Annotated in this window: 22 protein-coding genes and 1 pseudogene; 20 read left to right on the top strand and 3 right to left on the bottom strand. The window is 68.0% G+C overall.

Going from position 1 to position 20,141, the window contains the following annotated elements:
- Positions 1 to 112: 112 nt before the first annotated feature.
- The 19 genes and pseudogenes from M2266_RS16345 (at position 113) to M2266_RS16255 (ending at position 16,378) form a co-directional block, all read left to right on the top strand.
- Entirely contained in the window at positions 113 to 736 is a 624-nt protein-coding gene (locus M2266_RS16345) for a hypothetical protein (protein WP_277438853.1), read from the top strand.
- 129 nt (positions 737 to 865) lie between these two features.
- Complete coding sequence (locus tag M2266_RS16340; RefSeq protein ID WP_277438852.1) at positions 866 to 1,120, top strand: hypothetical protein; 255 nt, start codon at positions 866 to 868, stop codon at positions 1,118 to 1,120.
- A gap of 44 nt (positions 1,121 to 1,164) precedes the next feature.
- Complete coding sequence (locus M2266_RS16335; protein WP_277438851.1) at positions 1,165 to 1,647, top strand: DUF6082 family protein; 483 nt, start codon at positions 1,165 to 1,167, stop codon at positions 1,645 to 1,647.
- A 46-nt stretch (positions 1,648 to 1,693) separates the two neighbouring features.
- Positions 1,694 to 2,416, top strand: a complete 723-nt coding sequence (locus M2266_RS16330) for an HAD family hydrolase (protein WP_277438850.1) — start codon at positions 1,694 to 1,696, stop codon at positions 2,414 to 2,416.
- Positions 2,413 to 4,263 carry a hypothetical protein gene (locus M2266_RS16325; protein WP_277438849.1) on the top strand — a complete coding sequence of 617 codons (1,851 nt, stop codon included), beginning with the start codon at positions 2,413 to 2,415 and terminating at the stop codon, positions 4,261 to 4,263. The genes M2266_RS16330 and M2266_RS16325 overlap by 4 nt, the downstream gene beginning before the upstream one ends.
- Positions 4,260 to 5,210, top strand: coding sequence for a thymidylate synthase (locus tag M2266_RS16320; protein ID WP_277438848.1), 951 nt, complete (start codon positions 4,260 to 4,262; stop codon positions 5,208 to 5,210). The genes M2266_RS16325 and M2266_RS16320 overlap by 4 nt, the downstream gene beginning before the upstream one ends.
- Positions 5,211 to 5,218: 8 nt before the next feature.
- Entirely contained in the window at positions 5,219 to 6,937 is a 1,719-nt protein-coding gene (locus M2266_RS16315; protein ID WP_277438847.1) for a carbamoyltransferase C-terminal domain-containing protein, read from the top strand.
- The gene (locus M2266_RS16310; RefSeq protein WP_277438846.1) at positions 6,934 to 7,986 is read left to right on the top strand and encodes a hypothetical protein; all 1,053 of its coding nucleotides are present in this window, start codon (positions 6,934 to 6,936) and stop codon (positions 7,984 to 7,986) included. Before M2266_RS16315 ends, M2266_RS16310 begins: the two co-directional genes overlap by 4 nt.
- A gap of 96 nt (positions 7,987 to 8,082) precedes the next feature.
- Positions 8,083 to 8,592 carry a topology modulation protein gene (locus M2266_RS16305; RefSeq protein WP_277438845.1) on the top strand — a complete coding sequence of 170 codons (510 nt, stop codon included), beginning with the start codon at positions 8,083 to 8,085 and terminating at the stop codon, positions 8,590 to 8,592.
- Between the two features lie 31 nt (positions 8,593 to 8,623).
- Positions 8,624 to 9,472 carry a class I SAM-dependent methyltransferase gene (locus M2266_RS16300; protein WP_277438844.1) on the top strand — a complete coding sequence of 283 codons (849 nt, stop codon included), beginning with the start codon at positions 8,624 to 8,626 and terminating at the stop codon, positions 9,470 to 9,472.
- The gene (locus M2266_RS16295; protein WP_277438843.1) at positions 9,469 to 10,230 is read left to right on the top strand and encodes a phosphotransferase; all 762 of its coding nucleotides are present in this window, start codon (positions 9,469 to 9,471) and stop codon (positions 10,228 to 10,230) included. The genes M2266_RS16300 and M2266_RS16295 overlap by 4 nt, the downstream gene beginning before the upstream one ends.
- Positions 10,227 to 10,874 carry a histidine phosphatase family protein gene (locus tag M2266_RS16290; protein ID WP_277438842.1) on the top strand — a complete coding sequence of 216 codons (648 nt, stop codon included), beginning with the start codon at positions 10,227 to 10,229 and terminating at the stop codon, positions 10,872 to 10,874. The genes M2266_RS16295 and M2266_RS16290 overlap by 4 nt, the downstream gene beginning before the upstream one ends.
- Positions 10,871 to 11,707, top strand: coding sequence for an aminoglycoside phosphotransferase (locus tag M2266_RS16285; RefSeq protein ID WP_277438841.1), 837 nt, complete (start codon positions 10,871 to 10,873; stop codon positions 11,705 to 11,707). Before M2266_RS16290 ends, M2266_RS16285 begins: the two co-directional genes overlap by 4 nt.
- A gap of 37 nt (positions 11,708 to 11,744) precedes the next feature.
- A complete protein-coding gene (locus tag M2266_RS16280) occupies positions 11,745 to 12,743 on the top strand; it encodes an NAD-dependent epimerase/dehydratase family protein (RefSeq protein ID WP_277438840.1) in 999 nt (332 codons plus the stop codon).
- Positions 12,744 to 12,774: 31 nt separating this feature from the next.
- Positions 12,775 to 13,896, top strand: a complete 1,122-nt coding sequence (locus tag M2266_RS16275; RefSeq protein WP_277438839.1) for an adenosylhomocysteinase — start codon at positions 12,775 to 12,777, stop codon at positions 13,894 to 13,896.
- A gap of 6 nt (positions 13,897 to 13,902) precedes the next feature.
- Positions 13,903 to 14,454 carry an NUDIX domain-containing protein gene (locus M2266_RS16270; protein ID WP_277438838.1) on the top strand — a complete coding sequence of 184 codons (552 nt, stop codon included), beginning with the start codon at positions 13,903 to 13,905 and terminating at the stop codon, positions 14,452 to 14,454.
- 38 nt (positions 14,455 to 14,492) lie between these two features.
- Positions 14,493 to 14,882 carry an NTP transferase domain-containing protein gene (locus M2266_RS16265; protein WP_277438837.1) on the top strand — a complete coding sequence of 130 codons (390 nt, stop codon included), beginning with the start codon at positions 14,493 to 14,495 and terminating at the stop codon, positions 14,880 to 14,882.
- A gap of 65 nt (positions 14,883 to 14,947) precedes the next feature.
- Positions 14,948 to 15,945, top strand: a pseudogene (locus M2266_RS16260) (IS5 family transposase).
- A 49-nt stretch (positions 15,946 to 15,994) separates the two neighbouring features.
- On the top strand, positions 15,995 to 16,378 hold the full coding sequence (locus tag M2266_RS16255) for a hypothetical protein (protein ID WP_277438836.1): 384 nt from the start codon (positions 15,995 to 15,997) through the stop codon (positions 16,376 to 16,378).
- 17 nt (positions 16,379 to 16,395) lie between these two features.
- Here the strand turns inward: M2266_RS16255 and M2266_RS16250 are convergent, their stop codons facing one another.
- From M2266_RS16250 to M2266_RS16240, 3 genes are all read right to left on the bottom strand, one after another.
- On the bottom strand, positions 16,396 to 16,911 hold the full coding sequence (locus M2266_RS16250) for a hypothetical protein (protein ID WP_277438835.1): 516 nt from the start codon (positions 16,909 to 16,911) through the stop codon (positions 16,396 to 16,398).
- A 237-nt stretch (positions 16,912 to 17,148) separates the two neighbouring features.
- The gene (locus M2266_RS16245; RefSeq protein ID WP_277438834.1) at positions 17,149 to 17,655 is read right to left on the bottom strand and encodes a restriction endonuclease; all 507 of its coding nucleotides are present in this window, start codon (positions 17,653 to 17,655) and stop codon (positions 17,149 to 17,151) included.
- A 477-nt stretch (positions 17,656 to 18,132) separates the two neighbouring features.
- Positions 18,133 to 18,468: a hypothetical protein gene (locus M2266_RS16240; protein WP_266805244.1), complete on the bottom strand. Its 336-nt coding sequence runs from the start codon at positions 18,466 to 18,468 to the stop codon at positions 18,133 to 18,135.
- A 340-nt stretch (positions 18,469 to 18,808) separates the two neighbouring features.
- Between M2266_RS16240 and M2266_RS16235 the strand changes: the two genes are divergently transcribed.
- Positions 18,809 to 20,044 carry an MAB_1171c family putative transporter gene (locus M2266_RS16235; RefSeq protein WP_277438833.1) on the top strand — a complete coding sequence of 412 codons (1,236 nt, stop codon included), beginning with the start codon at positions 18,809 to 18,811 and terminating at the stop codon, positions 20,042 to 20,044.
- The last annotated feature ends 97 nt before the right edge of the window (positions 20,045 to 20,141 follow it).

Below are 20,141 nucleotides of genomic sequence, written 5' to 3'. Positions count from 1 at the left end.
CAGGCCCCACAGATCGCCGGCAGCTCCTCCTGGCGAGCCTTCCCCGGCTGACCGCGGTTCCGGTGATGGCAGTCGAGCACCTGACCCGATCCCGACATATGGAGGCATTCCCATGTCGCCGCACGACCAAATACGTTCCCCGTCAGCCGCGCTGACGCATACGGATCACCGCGAGGCGGTGCTGGAGATGCCGGAGTCCAGCGACTGGATGGACATCGACAACGCAGCCACCCGAAGGTGGCACTTCGGCGCTCCGCTGGTGCGCCCGTCCCGCAGCGGACAGCTCTGTCGGCTCCGTCAGCAGTTTCGGCGGGAGGCGAACGAACGACATGCTCGTGGAGCCGGTGATCGGCAACTTCGGTTGTTGGCATACAGCTTGGTCCTTGGCGCGGGTGCCAGCCCCGACGAGGACTGGAACACCCTCCAGGCCGAGGCCGAGCAGCACGGTTATGCGATAGGAGCCAGGCTCCACGACGTGGCCGTCCCTGCGGCGACGGGCTACTTCCCTGGTACGCGCGACAGCCGTGGCGTCTACACGCCCCCTTGGAAGCGCCCCGGTTGGGGCGAGGTGGAGCGCCTGATCCGAGGTGGATTCGCGACCGGCGTGATCGTCCTCGATCGGCACAACATCAGCTCTGATGACGACGAGTACCACGCCGTGATCAGGCAGCTCGGCGAGCGATACCAAGCGTTCATACATCTCGTGATTCCAGAGGAGCCTGCCGTACCGACTTGAAGGCGTCCGCTGCGCTGGATGGACGCGAGGGGGTGGGGCTGGAGACAGGCCAGCGCCCAGGTCCTCCTGGTCCTCGCCACGTTTGCCGTGCTCGCCATCGCCTACCGCTCCACCTGATCTGGGGACGCCATGCCGTTCGAGGAACACATCGACGGGCCACCGGGCCTGCTCCCGCACCGCGAGCAAGGCGAGGCCCTGCTCGCCATCCATGAGGCCACTCCGGAACTACCCAGCGAGGCCGGCATCGATCTCTTCGCCGTGCCCGCTGGCGAGGTTCGGGGGAGCGGCTTCGACCTCTCCCGCTTCCACCGCCTCTCCCGCCTGCCCGCTGCCGGGAATCCGGCGCCTCCGGTTTCGCCTGACAACCCGCAGGACGCGGCATGACGACGGTCACGGACACTCCCAACCGCGAGCAAGTGAGGTAACAGATGAACCGTTCCGTTCTCGCTCTGGCCGCCACCGTTGCCGTCGCGTCCGCGGTGCACACCGCCCAGCGGCACCTGCAGCACCGGCAACGCCTGGAGCTGGAGATGCACAAGGCGCACGGTCGCATGCTCGAAGTCGCCACGACCCATCCGGACTTGGACCCGATCTGGGTGCGGAACCACCCCGATCACGTCAAGGAGGACGAGTCCGGTCCGCTGCTGATGTGCCAGTGGTGGCTCGAGTTCTGGCGCACCGGACTCAACCTCGGGGTGCACACGTCGGCCGTGCTGCGGCAGAACGCCAAGAACTTCATGAACGACCCCGTGGCCCTCAAGGCGTGGGCCCTGACCCGCCACGGCCGCGCCCTGCAATCCAGAAACCGCCGCGACCGCATGCACGTGGCGCTTCTCAATGCGGCGTTCGAAGAGGCCGGCGGGCCCAGCCAGTACCCCGAGTGCGAACTCGACCCGGTCTCGGCCCTTTGAGTCTCGCCGCCCCGCTGCCACTAGCCCCCTGATGAGGAGAACGACCATGACCGTTCCCGCTCCGATAGCTCTACCGGCTCCGGCCGCATCCGAAAGCAAAGTCGGCGAGCCCCGGCACGCCGACCGTGCGCAGCGTGCCCTTCTCCTCGACCTCGATGGCGTCCTGCTCGACACCCGCCCGGTGATGCAGAAGGCATGGCGGAAGGTCCAGGAGGACCACGGCATAACCCTTCCGTTCACCGACTACGAGCGGCACCTCGGACGTGAGTTCAGCGACATCATGCAGCGGCTGGGCATCGCCGACATCGACGCAGTCCGCCGGACATACGAAACGGAATCCGTCGCCACCGCGCACCTCGCGCACGAATTCACCGGCATCGTCGAAGTGCTCCACGCCTTCGTGGCCGCCGACTGGCGGCTGGGCGTCGTGACGTCGAAGCACGTCGATCGCGCCGCGCCGCTCCTCGCGCACCTCGGCTGCCCTTTCGCCACCGTCCGCACCCCCGCTGGAGCGGGCCGGGCGAAGCCCGCCCCCGACCCGCTCCTCCTGGCCCTGGTCGACCTCGGAGTCGACCCCGCCGAAGCCGTGTACGTGGGGGACATGGCCGTCGACCAGGAAGCGGCGGCCCGCGCCGGTGTCGCCTACGTCCACGCGGGGTGGGGATACGGGCAGCCCACCTCTCCCGCACCCGAGATCGTCGACGCGCCACGGGGGCTGCTGCAACTCCTGCGCTCCGGAACGCCGTTCGTCGAGGGGAGCCTGGGGTGAGCACCCGCTCGACCAGTGGCCTGGGCTTGGTCCGGTCCGACATCGCAGGCCAGCCCCGATGGGCTCTCGTCGGCAGCGCCGCCCTGGCCCAGGTGAAGACCGACCACATCCGGACCGGGGATCTGGAGTCTCTCCCCGTCGACCGGCAGGAGTTGCGCGCCCTCGTCGAGGACGTCATGGACGCCCTGGAACGCTACGGCACCTCGTTCGTGTCCACACCTGGCGGAGCTGGATGGCTTCACGTGCAGCACGTTCCCGTGCGGCGCTTCGTGGCCGAGATCCTGCGCAAGCTGCTGGCCCTCGATGCCTGGGCACCGTTCGCGTCGGCTCCGGGGCCCGTGGCCCTCGCCCCGTACGAGGGGCGCGTGGGTCTGCGGTCGAGTACCTTGCGGGAGTACCTCGCGTACACCGTCACCTGGTCCGGCATCGCCTACCTGCTCGGAGCGGACGCCCCGTACAACCCCACCCGCTCCGCCCAGTTACGCAACCGAGCCCGTGTCAGCACGGCGAACACGGAGCCGAGCCCGCTCCCGGCGGACCTGCAGCAGCGAGACGTCGTGGCACTGTCCTGGACCTCCCGCCACGCCGCCACCCTGATGCCGGTGCTCGCCGAGCTGGAGCGCGACGGAGGTACGAGCCTCCTGCTCGACCTCGCCACCGACCCTGCTGAGCGATGCCCCGCACCGACGGCTACGGGCATCGACCTGCGCTCGGCGCCGAGCGACCTCTTCACCCTCTCCGGTACCACTGAGGACCTACACCCTGCGGACGACGAACACGTCGTCCGCGTCAAGGGCCACAGCCTCCAACTCGCGCGGCTCGTCATGCTCTTGTCTGTGCTCCTCGAAACCAGCGGCGGGTGCACGCAGCCGTCATGGCGGACCGTGCTCGGAGCAGAGCGCTGGCTCGACGGTGTCCTGGCCGCGACCCGGCCGCACACCGTTCTGTTGAGCAACGACACCAGCCCGCTAGGCGCACTGGCCGCGCACGCAGCCGAGCGGCACGGCGCGAACACGGTCCACGTGCAGCACGGGGCATGGACGGCAGAGTCGGTCGCCTGGCCGGCCCTGCACAGCCGCGACATCGTCGTCATGGGCGAACGGGACGTTCCTCTGGCCCGAGCGTGGGTGCGCCACCCTGACGCCGAGGTGCACGTGCTGGGACAGCCCCGCTTCGATGCCCTGGCCGCCCTCGGCCGTGAGGCACAGCGGCGGTACCTGGAGAAGGTGCTCGCGCCGGGCAACCGCCGTGCCCCCGCCCGGGTCGCGGTGTGGGCCTGCCAGCCGTTCAGTCCCGGCCACCTCAAGGACCAGGCGGACCTCCTCCTGGACGGCCTGAACGAGGCGGAAGGCGACTGGGGTCTCGTCATCGCTCCGCACCCGGCGCAGGGCGCCGATGCCTTCACCGCGCTACTGAAGCGGGCCGGCGGGCCGCCGGTGGCCGTGGCCGACCCGCGGGTCGGCGCTCGGGGCTGCCTCGCCGGGGCCGATGCGCTGGCGAGCGCGTACTCGACGTGCGGGATCGAGGCCGCGCTGCTCGGCGTCCCGGTCCTCGAAATCGGCCCGCCGGGCGAACGCACGCTGGACCTGGCCGGCCACGGCCTCGCGACCCGTTGCCACAACGCCGCTGACGTCGCCGAAGCACTCGGCGCCCTGCGTGAGCCGGGCGTGCCCGTCGCGAAGACGGCCCTGGACGCGGTGTGCCGGTGGCGCGGTGACAGCGCGGTCCAGGTCGCTCGCCTCATCACCCAACGCGCAGAAACCAGCGCCAGATCATCCGACCCCCTCCACCACGATGCCCCGAGCGCGACCTCTGCGCCCCAGGGCGAAGGAGTTCCTGCCCGATGACACACCTCACCGCCGACAGCATGGCCGAGCTGTTCTCCGGCGCCATCACGCTGGCCAAGTCCGGCGAACAGGTCAGCCCCCGAGGCATGGCCACCCGCGAAGTCCGCGACGTCCACCTGCTGCTTACCCAACCGCGCGCCCGCCTGCTCTACGCACCCCCGGCCCGGATCGTGAACCCGGCCTTCGCCGTCGCCGAGACCGTCTGGCACCTGTCCGGCTCCGACGCCCCGTGGATCTTCGACTACAACGCGCGGCTGCGGCAGTACGCCGACGACGGCGTCCTGCTCGGTGCGTACGGGCCCAGGATGCGGAACTGGGGCGGCAAGGTCGACCAGTTGGCCCGGGTCGTGGAGATCCTCAAGGAGGACCCCGACTCCCGGCGGGCCCTGATCCAGCTCTATGACCCGGCCCAGGACGCCGCCGGGCACAAGGACGTCCCCTGCACCCTCGGCTTCCGCTTCCACCTGCGGGCTGGCCGTCTCCACATGGCGACGATGATGCGCGGCCAGGACGTGTGGATCGGCATGCCGTACGACGTGTTCTTCTACACCGTGCTGCACGAGCTGGTCGCCGGATGGCTCGACGCGGAGCTGGGCGAGTTCCACCTGCACGTGGGCTCGCTGCACGTCTACGAGGAGCACGTCGAGCGGGCCGAGGAGCTGACCTCGCTCACCGCGAGCCCGGTCATGCCCGACCTGCGAACGCCGTGGAAGGGCTTCGACGGCCTGCTCGACCAGGTCGAGGCCCGCGACGTGACCGGCCACCCCGGCTGGGACACGATGGCCGAGACGCTGCGCAGCTACCGGTTGTGGAAGGACGGACAGCGCCAGCAGGCATGGCGGGCGGCCGACGCGATCGATGGGCCCCTCGGCCATGCCCTCACCGCCTGGTACGGCGAGCTGGAGCACCGCTCCTCCAAGCCCGCCGCGACCGCCGGGGCGAGGTGACGGCCCCCGTGAAGCGCACCCCTTCGGTCGTCCTCGGCCTGTGCTCGTACACCCACGATTCGTCGGCCGCCCTGCTGGTGGACGGCGAACTGACCGGCTTCGTCGAGGAGGAACGCCTCTCCGAGGAGAAGCACACCAAGCTGTACCCGGCCCGCGCCATCGAGTGGCTGCTCGGCCAGGCCAAGCTCACCGCTGCCGACGTGGACGCCGTCGCCTACAACTTTCAGCCCGCCCGCTACCTGGCCGAGTCGCCCGTCGCCCTGCGTCTGGCGCTCTCCCCGGCGACACGCGACCGGGCCCTGGCCCGAGCGCACGGGTTCGCCAAGGTGGCCCTGCGCACCCAGTTCCGTCTGCGGGTGATCGGCCGGCAGTTCCCCGCCGCCCGCGTCGTGCCGGTCCTGCACCACCGCGCCCACCAGCTCACCGCCTTCGCCGCCTCGGGCTGGGACGAGGCCGCCGTGCTCGTGGTCGACAGCCTCGGCGAGCGGCAGACCACCACCATCGCCCACGGGCACACCGCGCTCCGCCCTGTCACGCGGACCCTGGAAGCGATCAACGACCCGGCCTCGCTCGGGTACGTGTACGGCGCCGTCACCGAGCATTTGGGCTGGCGCCGGGGCGACGAGGAAGGCACCGTGATGGCACTGGCCGCCCTCGGCGACCCCGCCCGCTTCCGCCACCTGTTCGCCCAGGCCGTCCGCACGACCGCGACCGGCTTCCACATCAACCCCGCCTACTTCCCCACGCGCACCCTCACGTCGGGATACGAGCGGACGTCCGGCCGCTTCGTCGCCGAGACCTGCCCCGAGCGGCACCCCAGCGAGCCCCTGGCTGAGGTCCACCAGGACCTTGCGGCGGCCCTCCAGGAGCGGACCGAGCAGGTCATGGTGCACCTGGCCCGTCGCGCCCGTGCGCTCACCGGCTCCCCGCGTCTGTGCGTGGGGGGAGGTGTCGCCACGAACTGCGTGAGCATCGGGAAGATCATTGAGGCTGGCATCTTCGACGAGGTGTTCGTGCCGCCCGCGCCCGGTGACGCCGGTACCGCCATCGGCGCCGCCCTCGCCGTGCACGTCGACGTCCGCAGCCCGCGCCCGCTCGCCGGAGTCGCCCGCACCTGCTACCTCGGCCCGTCCTACGAGGACCAGCCCCTCGACCTCGCCCCCTGGCCCGGCCTCCACCAGAAAACCTTGGGCATCGAAACCGCGGAGTTCCTCGCTGACCAGCTCGCCCACGGCACCATCGTCGGCTTGTTCCAGGGAGCAGTCGAGGCCGGGCCGCGCGCCCTGGGCAACCGCTCGATCCTCGCCTCCCCGCTGGAGCCCGGCGTCGTCGAGCGCCTCAACGCCACCGTGAAGTTCCGCGAGCCGTTCCGGCCCTTCGCCCCCATGGTCCTGGCCGAGCGCGCCGACGAGTTCTTCACCCTCGGCCAGCAGGCGCCGTACATGTCCATGGCCTCCGGCGTAACGGACAAGACGCGCGAGCGGGTGCCGGCCATCGTGCACGCCAACGGCACTTCCCGCCTGCAGACCGTCACCAGGTCGCAGAACCCGTTCATGCACGCGGTCCTGACCGCCTTCGGCCGCCGCACCGGGGTGCCCGTGCTGATCAACACCTCCCTCAACGTCAAGGGCAAGCCGATCTGCGGGACACCGGAAATGGCCCTGGACTGTCTGGCCAACTCCGGGCTCGACGCCCTGCTCCTCGAAGGGCGGTGGATCACCAAGTGAAGATCGGATACAGCTTCTGGGGCTTCCTCGGCAACGGCGTCACCGACACCCCGGACGGAGGCCGCAGCCACCGCCGACCCTTCATCGACGCCCTCCTCGCCCGCGGTCACGACATCGTCTTCCTGCAGGCCGACCGCGACCGCCTCGAAGCGGGCGAGGACCTCGGCGGCACGTACACCTTCGACGACGGCCTCCCAGGCATCGACGTCCTGTTCCTGGAGTGGCGCTGGGCGATCCCCGGCCGCAACACCACCATGTGCGGAAGCGAGGGGCACGCCTGCGACCTGCACCGCCAGGCCCAGCTCATCAACCACTACACCGTGCGGCACCAGACACCCACCGTGATCTGGGACAAGGACCGCACCCTGCGAGCCGAGAGCGTGTGGAGACGTACCGCCCACACCCGTGTCTGCGAGGCCGCCCTCGCCCCGACCCTCGGCGCGCACTCGCTGCTCTTCCCCGTCGCCGAGGACCTCCTCGCCCAGGCGGACCCCGAGGCCCTCGCGGCACAGCCGCGAGATCTGGTCCTCGGCTATGTGGGCAACCAGTACGACCGCGACGAGTCCTTCGACCGCTTCTTCGCCCCGGCCGCCGCCCACGCTGAGCACTTGGTCGCCGGGAAGTGGACGAAGACCGACCGCTGGCCGCACGTCCGCTTCGTGGGCCGGATCCCGTTCGAGGCCGCCGCCGGCGTCTACGGGCGATCCCTCGCCACGGTGCTCATGCTGCCCGAGCGGTATGCCGCCGTCGGGCAGATGACCCAGCGGATCTTCGAGGCCGTCCTCGCCGGATGCCTGCCGCTGGTACCGGCGAACATTCGCTTCGCCGACCGGTTCGTCCCGCGGGAACTGGTTGTGGGCTCCGGCCATGACGTGATCGAACGCCTCTCCCACTTCCGGGAGATCGCCGGCACCCAGCAGCACGCCGACCTGATCACCACGTGCGTGGACCGCCTGCGCCTGTTCGGCCTGACCAAGCAGGTCGACACCCTGGAATCCGTCCTGCACGGCCTCGTCCAGGCCACCGCGACTGAGCGGGGAGCTGCCTGATGCCCGCCACTCGACAGGCCATGCCGTCTGGATCATCCGGACGTGTCCGGCAGGATGGGCCCGCCGGACACCCGAACCTCTCTACGCTGGAGCACCATGAAGAAGGTCGCCATCGTCGGCTGCGGAGGCAGCGGCAAATCCCACGTGGCCCGCGAACTGGGCACGGTCCTCGACGCCCCGGTCACGCACCTGGACGCCGCGTTCTACGACGACGAGTGGAACGCGCTGCCCATGGACAAGTTCACCGAGCTGCAGCGCGAGTTGGTCGCGCAGCCCCGGTGGGTGATCGACGGCAACTACAACTCGACGCTGCAGGTACGGCTCGAAGCCTGCGACACGGTGGTCCTGATGGACGTGTCGACCGTGGCAGCGCTGTACGGGATCTTCTCCCGGCAGATCCGGCACGGGGCCGGGCACAAGGGCAATGGGGTGCACAACCGCATCCACTGGGGCGTGATCAAGTACGTCGCCACGTACCGGCGCAAGATGCGGCCCCGCGTGATGGCGAAGATCGAGGAGTTCGGCGCCGGAGCGGACGTGGTGCTGCTGGCCAACCGGCGCCAGACGCGCCGCTGGCTGCAAAAGGTGGCCGCCGAGCAGTCCTGAACGGCCCGTGCCCCCGAACAGGGGGTGCGGCATGAACAAGCCCAACCCGTTCCTGGACCTCGCCCGCCAGCAGGAGCTGTACGGGCACGCCGCCCGGCTGGCCGGGCGGACCAGCGCCCTGATGCGCGCGAAGACCTCGGGCCACCCCGTGCCCGAGACGATCGTCAGCCTGGTGCAGACCCACCACGCGCGACCGGACCGGCTCGGCGTGGTGCTCGACATCGGCTGCGGTCGCGGCACGAGCAGCCTCGCCCTCGCCGAGCAGCTCCGACCGCAGCGCGTCGTCGGCCTCGACGCCGCCCCCTCCTTGCTCGCCCAAGCCCGCGAGCGCGTTACAGAGCTGCCCGACACCACGGTGGACTTCATCGAAGGCGACTTCCACGACCTCCCGCTGCCCGCCGGATCGTGCGACATCGCCGTCGCCGCCTTCTGCCTCTACCACTCGCCCCAGCCCAAGGACGTCATCGCGCAAATCGCGAGGATCCTTGCACCCGGCGGCCTGGCCGTGCTCGTCACCAAGGACCTCGACAGCTACCAGGAGATGGACCGGCTCGTCGCCTCCGCCGGCCTCGACCCGCAGGCCGACCAGCACGAGAGCCTCTACACCGCTGCCCATAGCCGCAACCTTGCGGACCTGGCCGCCTCCTCGCTCGACGTGATCGCCGTCTTGGACGAGGAGCATTCCTTCACCTTCGACGGCCACGACCACACGGCGCAGTACCTGGCCACCAACCCCAAGTACGATCTCGCGCCCGGCCTGTACGGCAACCCCGGTGCCCTGGCCGCGACCCTGCACGAGTTCCTTCCCGACCAGCCGCTGGTCACCCGGTCCCGCATCACCTTTGTCGTCGCCCAGCCGAACGAAGGGCGCCGGCCATGACCGTCCCGTCGTTCACCAAGCACTACGCGACACCGGAGCGCGCGGCGAAGGCTGTGCGGCACTACCGGTGGATCAACGAACACGCCAAGCCGCTGCAGCAGCCTGCGCTCTACACCGTCGGACCCGACAGCCTGACGTTCGAGCGGATCGAGGGCCGCCCCGTACGCCCCGAGGACCTCCCGCGCCTGGCGGAACTGCTGGGCCACGCACACGGTGCCGCCTGGGCCAGCGATCTGCAGTCCGCGTCGCCCGGCATCCCGCATCACTTCCAGGACGGCACGACGTTCGACGAGTACCTCGGCCCCCGGCAGATCGCGCTCCGGCGTCGCCACGAGCAGGGTTACCTGCCGAATAAGGCGGCTCTGCACGCGATGCTCGGCCTGCTGGAGGAGACCGCCCGGGGGCCATGGGCCTTCTACAAGGACAGCAACCCCCGGAACTTCATCATCACCAGCACGGGGGACATCGTCACCGTCGACACCGACGACTTGTCCCTCGCCCCGCTGGGATACGACCTCGCCAAACTCATCGCGACGCTCCACCTGACCTACGGGCCGCTCACGGACCAAGCCGTCAACGCTGCCCTGCTCGCGTACAACGCGGCAGCTCTACGACACGACGCCAGGCTGGGCACGACAGACCGGAACCAACTCGACAGCTCTCTGGCCCTGCACACCGTGCTCACCGCCCCTTACGTCGGTCGCAACGGCTACCGCTACAGCCTGCCCCTCCGTTTCAGCCACCGAGGAGCCTCATGATCACCACCGAACTCGTCTTCGTACGGCACGGCCAGGCCCAGTGCAACGCCGACGGCCTCGTCGGGGGCCCGAACACCTGCACCGGACTGACCAACCTCGGGTATGCCCAGGTCGAGGCGGCAGCACGCCGCTTGGCCACCGAGCACCAGGAGCAGCCCTTCGATCTTGTCTACACGGGCCCGCGGATCCGGCTGATCCAGACCGGCGAGATCATCAGCCAGGCACTGCGAATACCCATGTCCACCGACGAACGCCTTGATGGACCCGTTCACGGCGACGCCGACGGCAAGCCCTGGACCGCCGTGAAGACCGCAGCAGACGGTGGCCCCCACGCTCACCCAGACCAGCAGTGGGCCGCTGGCTCCGACACCTGGAACGGCTACCTGGAACGCGCCGGCAGTTCCTTGCGCGACATCATCGACCAGCACCGGGGGCAGCGCGTTCTCTTCGCGGCTCACGGCGAGATCGTGATCACCGCCCACACGCTGCTGCTGGACATCCCGATCGGTTCTCCCGCAGGTTTCACGGTCAACCACGCTTCCATCACCCGTTGGCAGGAGCACCACAACCGGCTCGGACAGACCCGCTGGATGCTCGACCGGCACAACGACACTGCACACCTCGCGCCGGAGGCTTCCTCATGACCACGGTGGCAGACGACCCGCGAATCCAGTTGGCGCACGACGTCCTCGGGGCGGTCGAGATCGTGACGGACCCGCTGCTTCCTCCCCGGGTGGTGCGCGTGGTTGACGCCGGTGGGCGGCACTTCGTCGCCAAGCAGCATGCCGAGCAGGGCCGGTATGCGCGGGAGCTTCACGCCTACCGAACGTGGGGAACCCACCTGAGCGGCCACGCCCCGACGCTGGTCGGCCGATACGACGCCAGCCGCACTCTGCTTCTGACGGCGCTCGCGGGCGATCGGGCGGACACCGTGGCACCGGGCTCACCCGAGGAGGAGCTGGCCCATCACGAGGCTGGCCACGTCCTCGGCGTGCTCCACCGGGCCACCTCCATGCCCCAGGGCGGCGCCGTCGGTGCTGTGCTGGCACAGCGCCTCCAGGGCTGGATCGGCCAGGCTGTTCACGTCGGCCTGATCAACACGGCCGAGCGGAACCTGTTGAACCACCACGCGGCCATTCTGGACAACAGCCTCATGGACAGCGCGGTCTGCCACCTCGACTACCAGCCGCGCAACTGGTTGGTCGGCGACGCCTTCGGCATCTACGACTTCGAACACATGCGACGCGACGCCCGCATCCGCGACTTCGCCCGGCTCGAATTCCGGCGCTGGCAGGCCGCGCCTCACCTCCGGACCGCCTTTCTTGACGGGTACGGACGCCCGCTGAACGGCTCCGAGCGCCGCCTCCTTGAATCCTTCGGTGCCATCGAGGCGGCCACCGCCCTGGTCAAGGGCCACAAGGAGAACGACCTCACCTTGAGCGCGCACGGCCGGACCGTCCTGTCCCGTCTCACCTGACCTTCGCCGTCTTCGACCACACCTCTCTGGAGATCCCGTGCCGCAGCACGAGCAGCCCCCGGCCACCGCCGCACCCCGCCGAGCCGTGGTGACCGGCTCCGCCGGATTCATCGGCTCCCACCTCGCCCACGCCCTCGTCAAGGCCGGCACCACCGTGATCGGCGTCGACCGTCGCGACCCGGCCACCGACCCCACGGCCGCCGCCAACCTCGCAGCCCTGCGGGGACTCTCCGGATACCACCACGTCACCGCCGACCTGCTCCACTGCGCGATCGACCCCGTGCTGATCGACGCGGACGCCATCTTCCACCTCGCAGGAATACCTGGCGTACGACCGTCCTGGGGACCGCAGTTCGGCGACTACGTCGCGTCCAACGTGCTGGCCACCCACCGTGTCCTGGAAGCCTGCACCCGCATCGGCGTCCCGCGACTGGTCGTCGCCTCCTCCTCCAGCATCTACGGCCCGACCGACGGCGGCGCGAGCGTAGAGGCCGACCGTCCGAAGCCCGCCTCCCCGTACGCGGTGACCAAACTGGCCGAGGAACAGCTCTGCCTCGCCTACGCCGAGCGCCCCATCGGCCCCAGCGTCGTCGCCCTGCGGTACTTCACCGTCTACGGCCCCCGCCAGCGCCCCGACATGTTCACTCACCGCGCCCTGCAGGCTGCCCTGACCGGACAGCCGCTCCGCCTGTACGGAGACGGCCACCAGCGACGCGACTTCACATACATCGACGACGTGGTCGCCGCCACGATCGCCGCCGCCGTCGTACCGACCGCGAACGGTGCCATCAACGTGGGCGGAGGGTCGAACGCCTCGCTGCTGGAGGTGATCAACATCGCCACCAGCCTCACCGGCCGCGACATCCAGCTCCAGCAGGACCATGCGCGCAACGGTGACGTCCTCCTCACCCGCGCCGACCCCAGCCGTGCCCGAGAGGTCCTCGGCTGGCAGCCGCGAGTCGACCTCCACAACGGGCTGCGCGCTCACATGCAAGCCCTGGCCGCCCAGCTCCCCAACTACAGCCGAGCCGCATAGCCCCGCACCCCGGAGTCCGAGAGGAGAGGTAATGGAAAGTCCCGAGCGAGCACGGCTGGACGCCTTCTTCCGACAGATCACCGCGCAGTTCCCCGCAGGCGAGGCGATCACCACCCTGGTCATCACGCACCTGCTCCCGGAAAGGCCGGCATTCCTGCGAGCCATGGCCGCGGTGTCCACGGTCGGCGCCGTGCTGCCCAAGCCCCGGTCGATCCACCAGCCGACCCTCGACACCGTCCGCCGCACCCTCCCGGTCCACGACCTCACCCGGGAACGGTTCGCCGACGAGACCCAGGCTCTGGACTACCTGGAGGACACGGCCGGCGGCCAAGACGTCGTCCTGGTGGACATTGGCGGCTACTTCGCGGCGAGCCTCGACACCCTCGCGAGCAAGTTCTCCGGCCGCATCCTCGGCGTCGTCGAGGACACCGAGAACGGACACCAGCGATACGCCGCGCTCGACTCCCTGCCGTGCCCGGTAGTGTCCGTGGCCCGCTCCCCGCTCAAGGACTGCGAAGACCACCTCGTGGGCCGGTCGATCGTGTTCTCCACCGACGCCCTCGTCCGCGCCCGCGGGGACATCCTCACGAGCCGCAACGCCTGCGTCATCGGCTTCGGCAAGATCGGCCGGGCCATCGCCCAGACCCTGCGCGCCCAGGATCTGCGCGTCACCGTGTACGACAGCGATCCGATCAGGCGAGTCCAGGCGCACTCCCTCGGCTTCCACACCAGCGCATCCACCACCGATGCCGTACACGACGCGGACCTCGTCCTGTGCGCCACCGGCAATCTCGCCCTGCGACACGGCGACTTCGCCGCCCTGCGCAACGGCGCGTACCTCGGATCGGTGACCTCCTCCGAGGACGAACTCGAACTCGGCAGCCTCCAAGATCTCTACGAACAGATCAACATCGGACCCCAGTTGACGCGCTACGAGGTCACCGGCCACTACTTCTACGTGCTCGCCGACGGCGGTGCCGTCAACTTCGTGCACGGCGCCGCCGTCGGCGCGTACATCCACCTCGTCCAGGCCGAAATACTTGCCGCCATCGCCGCACTCAGCCATGCCCGATTCCAGCCCGGACTGCAGGAGATGCCAGCGTCCGACCGCAACGCCATCGCCAGAGCCTGGCTCCACCACTTCGAAAGGTGATCCGCAGTGGCACCCGCTGTCCACCACATCCGTTCCGTCACCGAGGCATACCTCGCCCGGCACCCGGACGAACGCGACTGCCTCGCAATGCTGTTCGCCGCGCTCGCTGCCTCAGACGACCCCACGAGCCGCAAGACGTACCCCGCCCACGTGACCTGCAGCGCCATCCTCATCGACGGCGACCGGCGCATGCTCCACATCGTCCATAAGGCATCCGGGAAGACTCTGGCGCCCGGCGGGCACAACGAATGCGATGACCGGCAACTGCGCGACGCCGCCCTGCGCGAACTGCACGAGGAGGCCGGCATCCCGCCCAGCGCCGTCGTCCCGTTCTCGGGCTACGAGGACGTCCCCCTCGACATCGACGTGCACGCCATCGACGCGAACCCCTCGAAGAACGAACCGGCCCACCACCACGTGGACTTCCGCTGGGTCTTCTGCCTCGCCACAGAGCACGCGGTGACGCTCCAGGAAGAGGAGGTCGGCGGCTACGAATGGCGGCCGTTCACGAGCGCCGCCTCACCCACCGTCCGCGCCAAGCTCGCCCAGCTCGCCTGAAGCCCCCACCCGTACCCGACCAGCTCCAGGAGGACGCCGTGGCCGCCACCACAGCCCAGCCCACCGGCACCACACCGCGTCGGCATATCGCCGTCATACCCTGCCGCTGGGGCGCTTCGCGCTTCCCCGGCAAACCACTGGCCCTCCTCGGCGACAAGCCGTTGCTCTGGCACGTCCACGAGCGCTGCCAGGAGGCCAAGCGTCTCGACGGAGTCGTCGTGGCGACCGACGACGAACGTATCGAAGCGGCATGTCGCCAACTGGGCATCGACTGCATCCGTACCGGCGAGCACCTCACCGGCACCGATCGCGTCGCGGAGGTCGCCGAGCACCTGCAAGCCGACGCGTACATCAACGTCCAAGGCGACGAGCCGTTCATCTCGCCGTCCGCCATCGACGCGATCTCCGAGGCCCTAGGTCCTGTCTGAGATTCAGATCATGAGTTAGGTGGATCGCCTGCGCGCGGAGGCTCGGTCTTGATAGGTCATGAGTCATGGCGCGAGGCGATCTCACCGATGAGCAGTGGTCCCTGGTTGAACCCCATCTCCCGTATGCCGCGGTCGGGCCCATCCCCGACCTGCGGAAGTACTTCAACGCGGCGATGTGGCGGTTCCGCACCGGGAGTCCCTGGCGTGATCTGCCGACTGAGTTTGGGCCCTGGCAGAGTGCGTACGACCGCTTCCGGATCTGGGCGAAGCGGGGCACCTTCCAGCAGGTGATGGAAGCGATGATCGCCGAGGCCGCCGCCCGTGACCAGGTCGACATGGGTCTGGTCAGCGTGGACTCGGCAACCTCCCGTGCTCACCACCATGCCGCCGGGATGGTCCTCGATCCCGAGCAGCTGGCGGCCCTTGAGGCCGCCGCCGAAGCGGAAAAGGGGGCGGCAAGGAGGGACAACAGCCGCAGGACGGACAAGGTGACGCCCAAGGCGAAGACGAGGCGCGCACCGAGCGGCGACGGATCCGCAGACGGCGCCGGGCCCGGTTGAAAGCCGCTGCACTGGGACGTTCCCGAGGCGGACTGACCAGCAAGATCCATGTTGCGGCCGATCGCCGGTGCCGACCGCTGGTGTTCGTCCTCACCCCCGGACAGGCTGGTGACAGCCCGCAGTTCACCGCGGTCCTCAAGCGGATTAAGGTCCGCGGCCCCGCCGGACGCCCCCGGACCCGGCCGGATGCCGTGGCCGGGGACAAGGCGTACTCCTCCCGGAAGAACCGCCGCTACCTGCGCATACGCGGGATCAAGGCGGTCATTCCGGAGAAGGCCGACCAAGCCGCGAACCGCAAGAAGCGCGGCAGCGCCGGCGGCCGACCCGTTTCCCACGACGCCGAGCTGTACAAGGACCGCAACACCGTGGAGCGCTGTATCAACCGGCTCCGCAACTGGCGTGGCATCGCGACCCGCTATGACAAAACCCCGCAGAGCTACGAAGCCGGACTCCACCTCTGCGGCGCGATGCTCTGGATTCGCAGCATCACACCGCACTCATGATCCGAATCCCAGACAGCGCCTAGAACACCTGCCGTCGGGCACGCTCGCCGTGAACGCGTTCACCGAGCTGGCCGACGTCGGCTCCGTCCTGGATCACAACGTTGTCAAGGTCGTCGTCGCGGCCCGGGGCGATGCCCTGATGTTCTCGCGGCAGCCCATTCCCTACCCGAAGGGCGACCGGCCGAAGTACCTCCGGCAACTGGGCCTCTACGGCTTCACCGGCCCAGCTCTCCAACGCTTCCGACAGCTCCAGCAGGGGCCCCTGGAGCGCGCCGAGGGAGTGGAGATGCTGCGCTTCATCGAACACGGCCACGCCGTTCAGATGATCCCTGTCCTGGACGACGGTGTAGCAGTCGACACCCCGGACGACCTTGCGCGAGCCGCGAACCTCCTTGCCCAGCAGGCCGGGGGGCTCATCACGGGTGGTCGGTAAGGACGGGCCGTCGATTCTTAACGCACCAATTCAGGACTGAGCGTCTCTCGCCCCAACGTGAGGAAACGCTCCTCCATCTCCTCGTACAATTCGATGGCCTCGCTTGCCCGTTGCTCGTCTCCTTGGCCGTCGTACAGATCCTCCACCTCGCAGCACCAGCGAGTCATGGCCGAGGCCAGGTTGTTCGCAGCACGGGCGACCTTGTCCGGGCCGTGCAGCCTCACGAGGCTTACAGCTTCGAGGGCGGTATCGACGGCCGGCCTGAACCCAGCGAGGCTGTCGGCAAGGTGGGGAGACCGCTGAACACCGGGAACTGCCTGAACCGCCACGTGGGCGGCGTAGCCGATTCGATAGGTGCGGCTGCACTCATTGACGAGGTTTGAATAGGCGATCGATCTGCCTTCCCTCTCGGACTGACCGCGCTGCGTGCGCCGCTGTTCCGTACCACCGAGGCGGGTCGTGGCCAGCGTCCCCAGCACGCCACTGACCGCGCCCACGACAGTCCCGATTAACCCGACCACTGCACTGTCCATGGCCCCATTGAAGCCGAAGGAGGGCCGAGCATGCCCGGCCCTCCTTCAAATCGACAGGCACCTGGCCCGGCGGCCCGCCAGAGCGCAGTGCAGAGGAACCCAGCCGGTGGCGCTCCAGACGAACGACTTCGCCTTCGACGAAGTCCTCGTCGCCGAGGGGTGCCGGCGCTGAGTGCGAATCGAACTGCACGAGCCTGGGCCCGAGCAGCAGTCGGCCGCAGTGCTCGCCGCCGCTGACTACAAACCGGCCTTGGGGTTCACGTATAGCAGCCGCCGCGTGGCAGGGGCCCGGCTGAGGATGGCCTCCTCGAAGTCCTCCTCCAGATCCTCCCATCGGGGGCGCGGCCGTTCCCAGAGGTAGAGGTCGATTTGCGGATGCGCCGCGTGAGCGAGGCGTGAGAGGGCGGGAGCTGTGATGCCGCCGAAGACGCACAACGCACCCCGATCTGCTTCGAGGTCGTGGAGCTTGCCGATGAACTCCTCGACCGTCGCGAGTCCTACCGACCTCTCATACCGCTTGCACTCGAAGACGATCTTGATCTGCGTCCCGGCCAGCTTTCCGGTCACCAAGACGTCGATCTGCCGCTCGATGCCGCTCAACCGCCCCTTGAGGCGTGCGTTGTGAGTGACCGTCGCCGCCGAGTCAAGGTCTGCCACCCGCCTGGTCACGACTTCCTCGAAGCCGCGCCAATCGGTGTGCCCGTCAGCGCCTGGGGCGCTCCTCAAGTACATGACACTGCCCATGCGTTGACTGTATCCCGTGGGTCTGACAACCCCAGTGGCCCAACTTATAAAGGAGTTGAGTTGTATTCAGAAAGGCGGTTGAGGCGTGCGGACTGAGGCGCGATCCCTTCGATAGGCGCGTGCTGCAACCGAAATGGACCTGACAAAGTCCAGTTAAATGCACCTGACAAAGCGAGGCGGTCGGAGTCTCGCCCCAGAGCTATTTGAAGATCACTTAAGGGTCGTCACCCAATTTCGATCTTGGTACTCACTTTGTGGCCTATCGCACCTAGGTGACCTTCGCTACACATGCCTCCCATGTGGATCAAGGCTTCCGGCTTGTAGGGTGAGGCGCAGACGGGTGTGCTGGCCAACCACCACGCACCCAAAACGCAAGCTCCTGGCTACCAGCGCCTCGCGTACGAGTATCGGGATTGAGCTGGCGGCGAATATCAGCGGAATCTCTAGGGAGCGACTATGCGTTGGCGTCGAGGCCCTTCACAGCGCGCCTTCGTGAAGGAATGCGAGAGACTGCTCGTGGGTCTCCCTATTCCCACCCCTTTCAGTGTTGAGGCCCTGGTGCGGAATATGGAAGTCTTGCTGGGCCGCCAGATTCGGCTTGTGCCACTGGACGACCCCGACGGAGGTCTCGGCGCAGCGTGCGGCCTTCGGGTAAAAGCGCCGGACTTCACGATTATTCTCTACCGCCGTCGTTCGAGTCGAAATCAAACCGAGCACATCATTCTCCATGAGCTTGTGCACGAATGGCTGGACCATGGGACTTGCTTGACGGCCGCCGAGATCGAGCGATACGTCCCTGAACGAATCCGCCAAGAAGTCCTCCGGCGTTTTCCGTCGACTTTGGTCCAAGGCCGAGTAGATTTTGATAGCCCCGAGGAAAAGCAAGCCGAGCTGTCGGCCTCGCTGATAAAGCGACTGGCGCGTCGCCAGTCGTTCACGGGAGATGACATGGTAAGCCTTCTAGAGAATTCCCTTGCTCACCCTGTGGCTCCTCCACGGCGTCGAGTGTAGCCGCGAGGGCTCGGCGAGCCCCTAGGTGAAATTCCGGCCTAGCGGCTCCCGATGCTCCTCGCATTCCCCCGGCAGTCCAGTCTGCACTCAACCGACCTTGCGGGTCGACAAAATGCAGCCCGCGTAGAGATCCACTGGTTCCGTGTTCGAATACTTTCAATACCTGACTGCGGCAGTCATGACCGTTATCGCCATCTGGCGATTTCCTGCGGTTCGGTATGGCGACTCTCACCGCCGGGCCCTCTGGGGCGGCTATGCGGGGTTTGCCGTAGCTCTATGCCTCTACACGCCAGCGGCAATGGATGCGTTCGACCGTATTCCTGTGGTGGACCTGAGCGCCCTGCTCAGGCACTTTGCCAGTACTGCAGCGATCATGGCCGCCCTGACCTACGTCGCCACCAGCTACGGAAAGAGCACGGCGGCGGTCGTGCCTCGGCACGTCGCGGTCTCACGCTGGATTGCCCGCGCATCATATAAGGCGGGGGCGGTAGGCGTAATTCTTCTTACGATCCTGTTCTTTACCGTGGTGGATCGCGAGAGGCCCAGCCAAAATTTCCTCATCGACCATGCGGGAGAATGGGGAGTCGCGGTCTACATGACCGTCTTCTACTTCTTCCCGCTCATCACGACCGCGGTTTGTGGCTACCAATGGACGAGGGCGGCGCGACAGGCCGAGAGCACAAGCATGCGCATCGGACTGGGTTTGATGGGAATTTCGATGTGGATGGGGCTGCTTCATACAGTCGCCCGCATCACCATCCTTTGGGTCGCTGTGGCCTTCCCTCTAAGTCCCTCCACGGTGCAGTTTCTTGTGGACGCCACATCGATCTGGATGGACGTTCTCTTCCTGATCGTCGCCGCAGGGGCGAGTATTCCCACCACCCGTGCCGCAGTAGCCCGGTGGAAGACATGGCAAACCCTCTACAGGACTTATCCGCTCTGGTTTGACCTGGTACAGGCTTTCCCTGGGACAAGCCTGTACCCACCTGGGCGGCGCATTGCGGAACTCATGCATATAAGAGTCCCCATAGACGTCCGCCTGGACCGATGGACTCAAGATATTGCGGACGCTTGCGAGAAGCTGCGGCATTACGCTCCACAGAATCTGATGTTCGCCGCAGAGGACATTACCGCCTCGCACTCTGATCCTGAGCCGGCCGCAGAAGCGCAATGGATTAAGGCGGCACTCCTGGCGGCTGACACCACACCAGTCCTTCCGCATGCCGCTGCACCCCTGAGAGATAAACCGTTCGTCGATACCGACAGCGAAGCGGCGTGGCTAGTGCGAGTTAGCACCGCTTACTCGAACATCACGACGGATCAAGCGCAGAGGCTTCTCCTGCACTCCACAAGAGTGGAATCCGAAGTGGATCGATAGCTGCGCTCGGGGGCTATCGGCATATTGATCTTGAGCGAGTGCCTTGTGAGTGAGATTCGGCACCCTCGACTGCGCGAACCGGGCTGGTACCGTGGGT

Source organism: Streptomyces sp. SPB162 (assembly GCF_029504575.1).
Taxonomy (GTDB): domain Bacteria; phylum Actinomycetota; class Actinomycetes; order Streptomycetales; family Streptomycetaceae; genus Actinacidiphila.
Note: the sequence above shows the minus strand (reverse complement) of the source record. Positions and strands in the feature narration are given on the sequence as shown.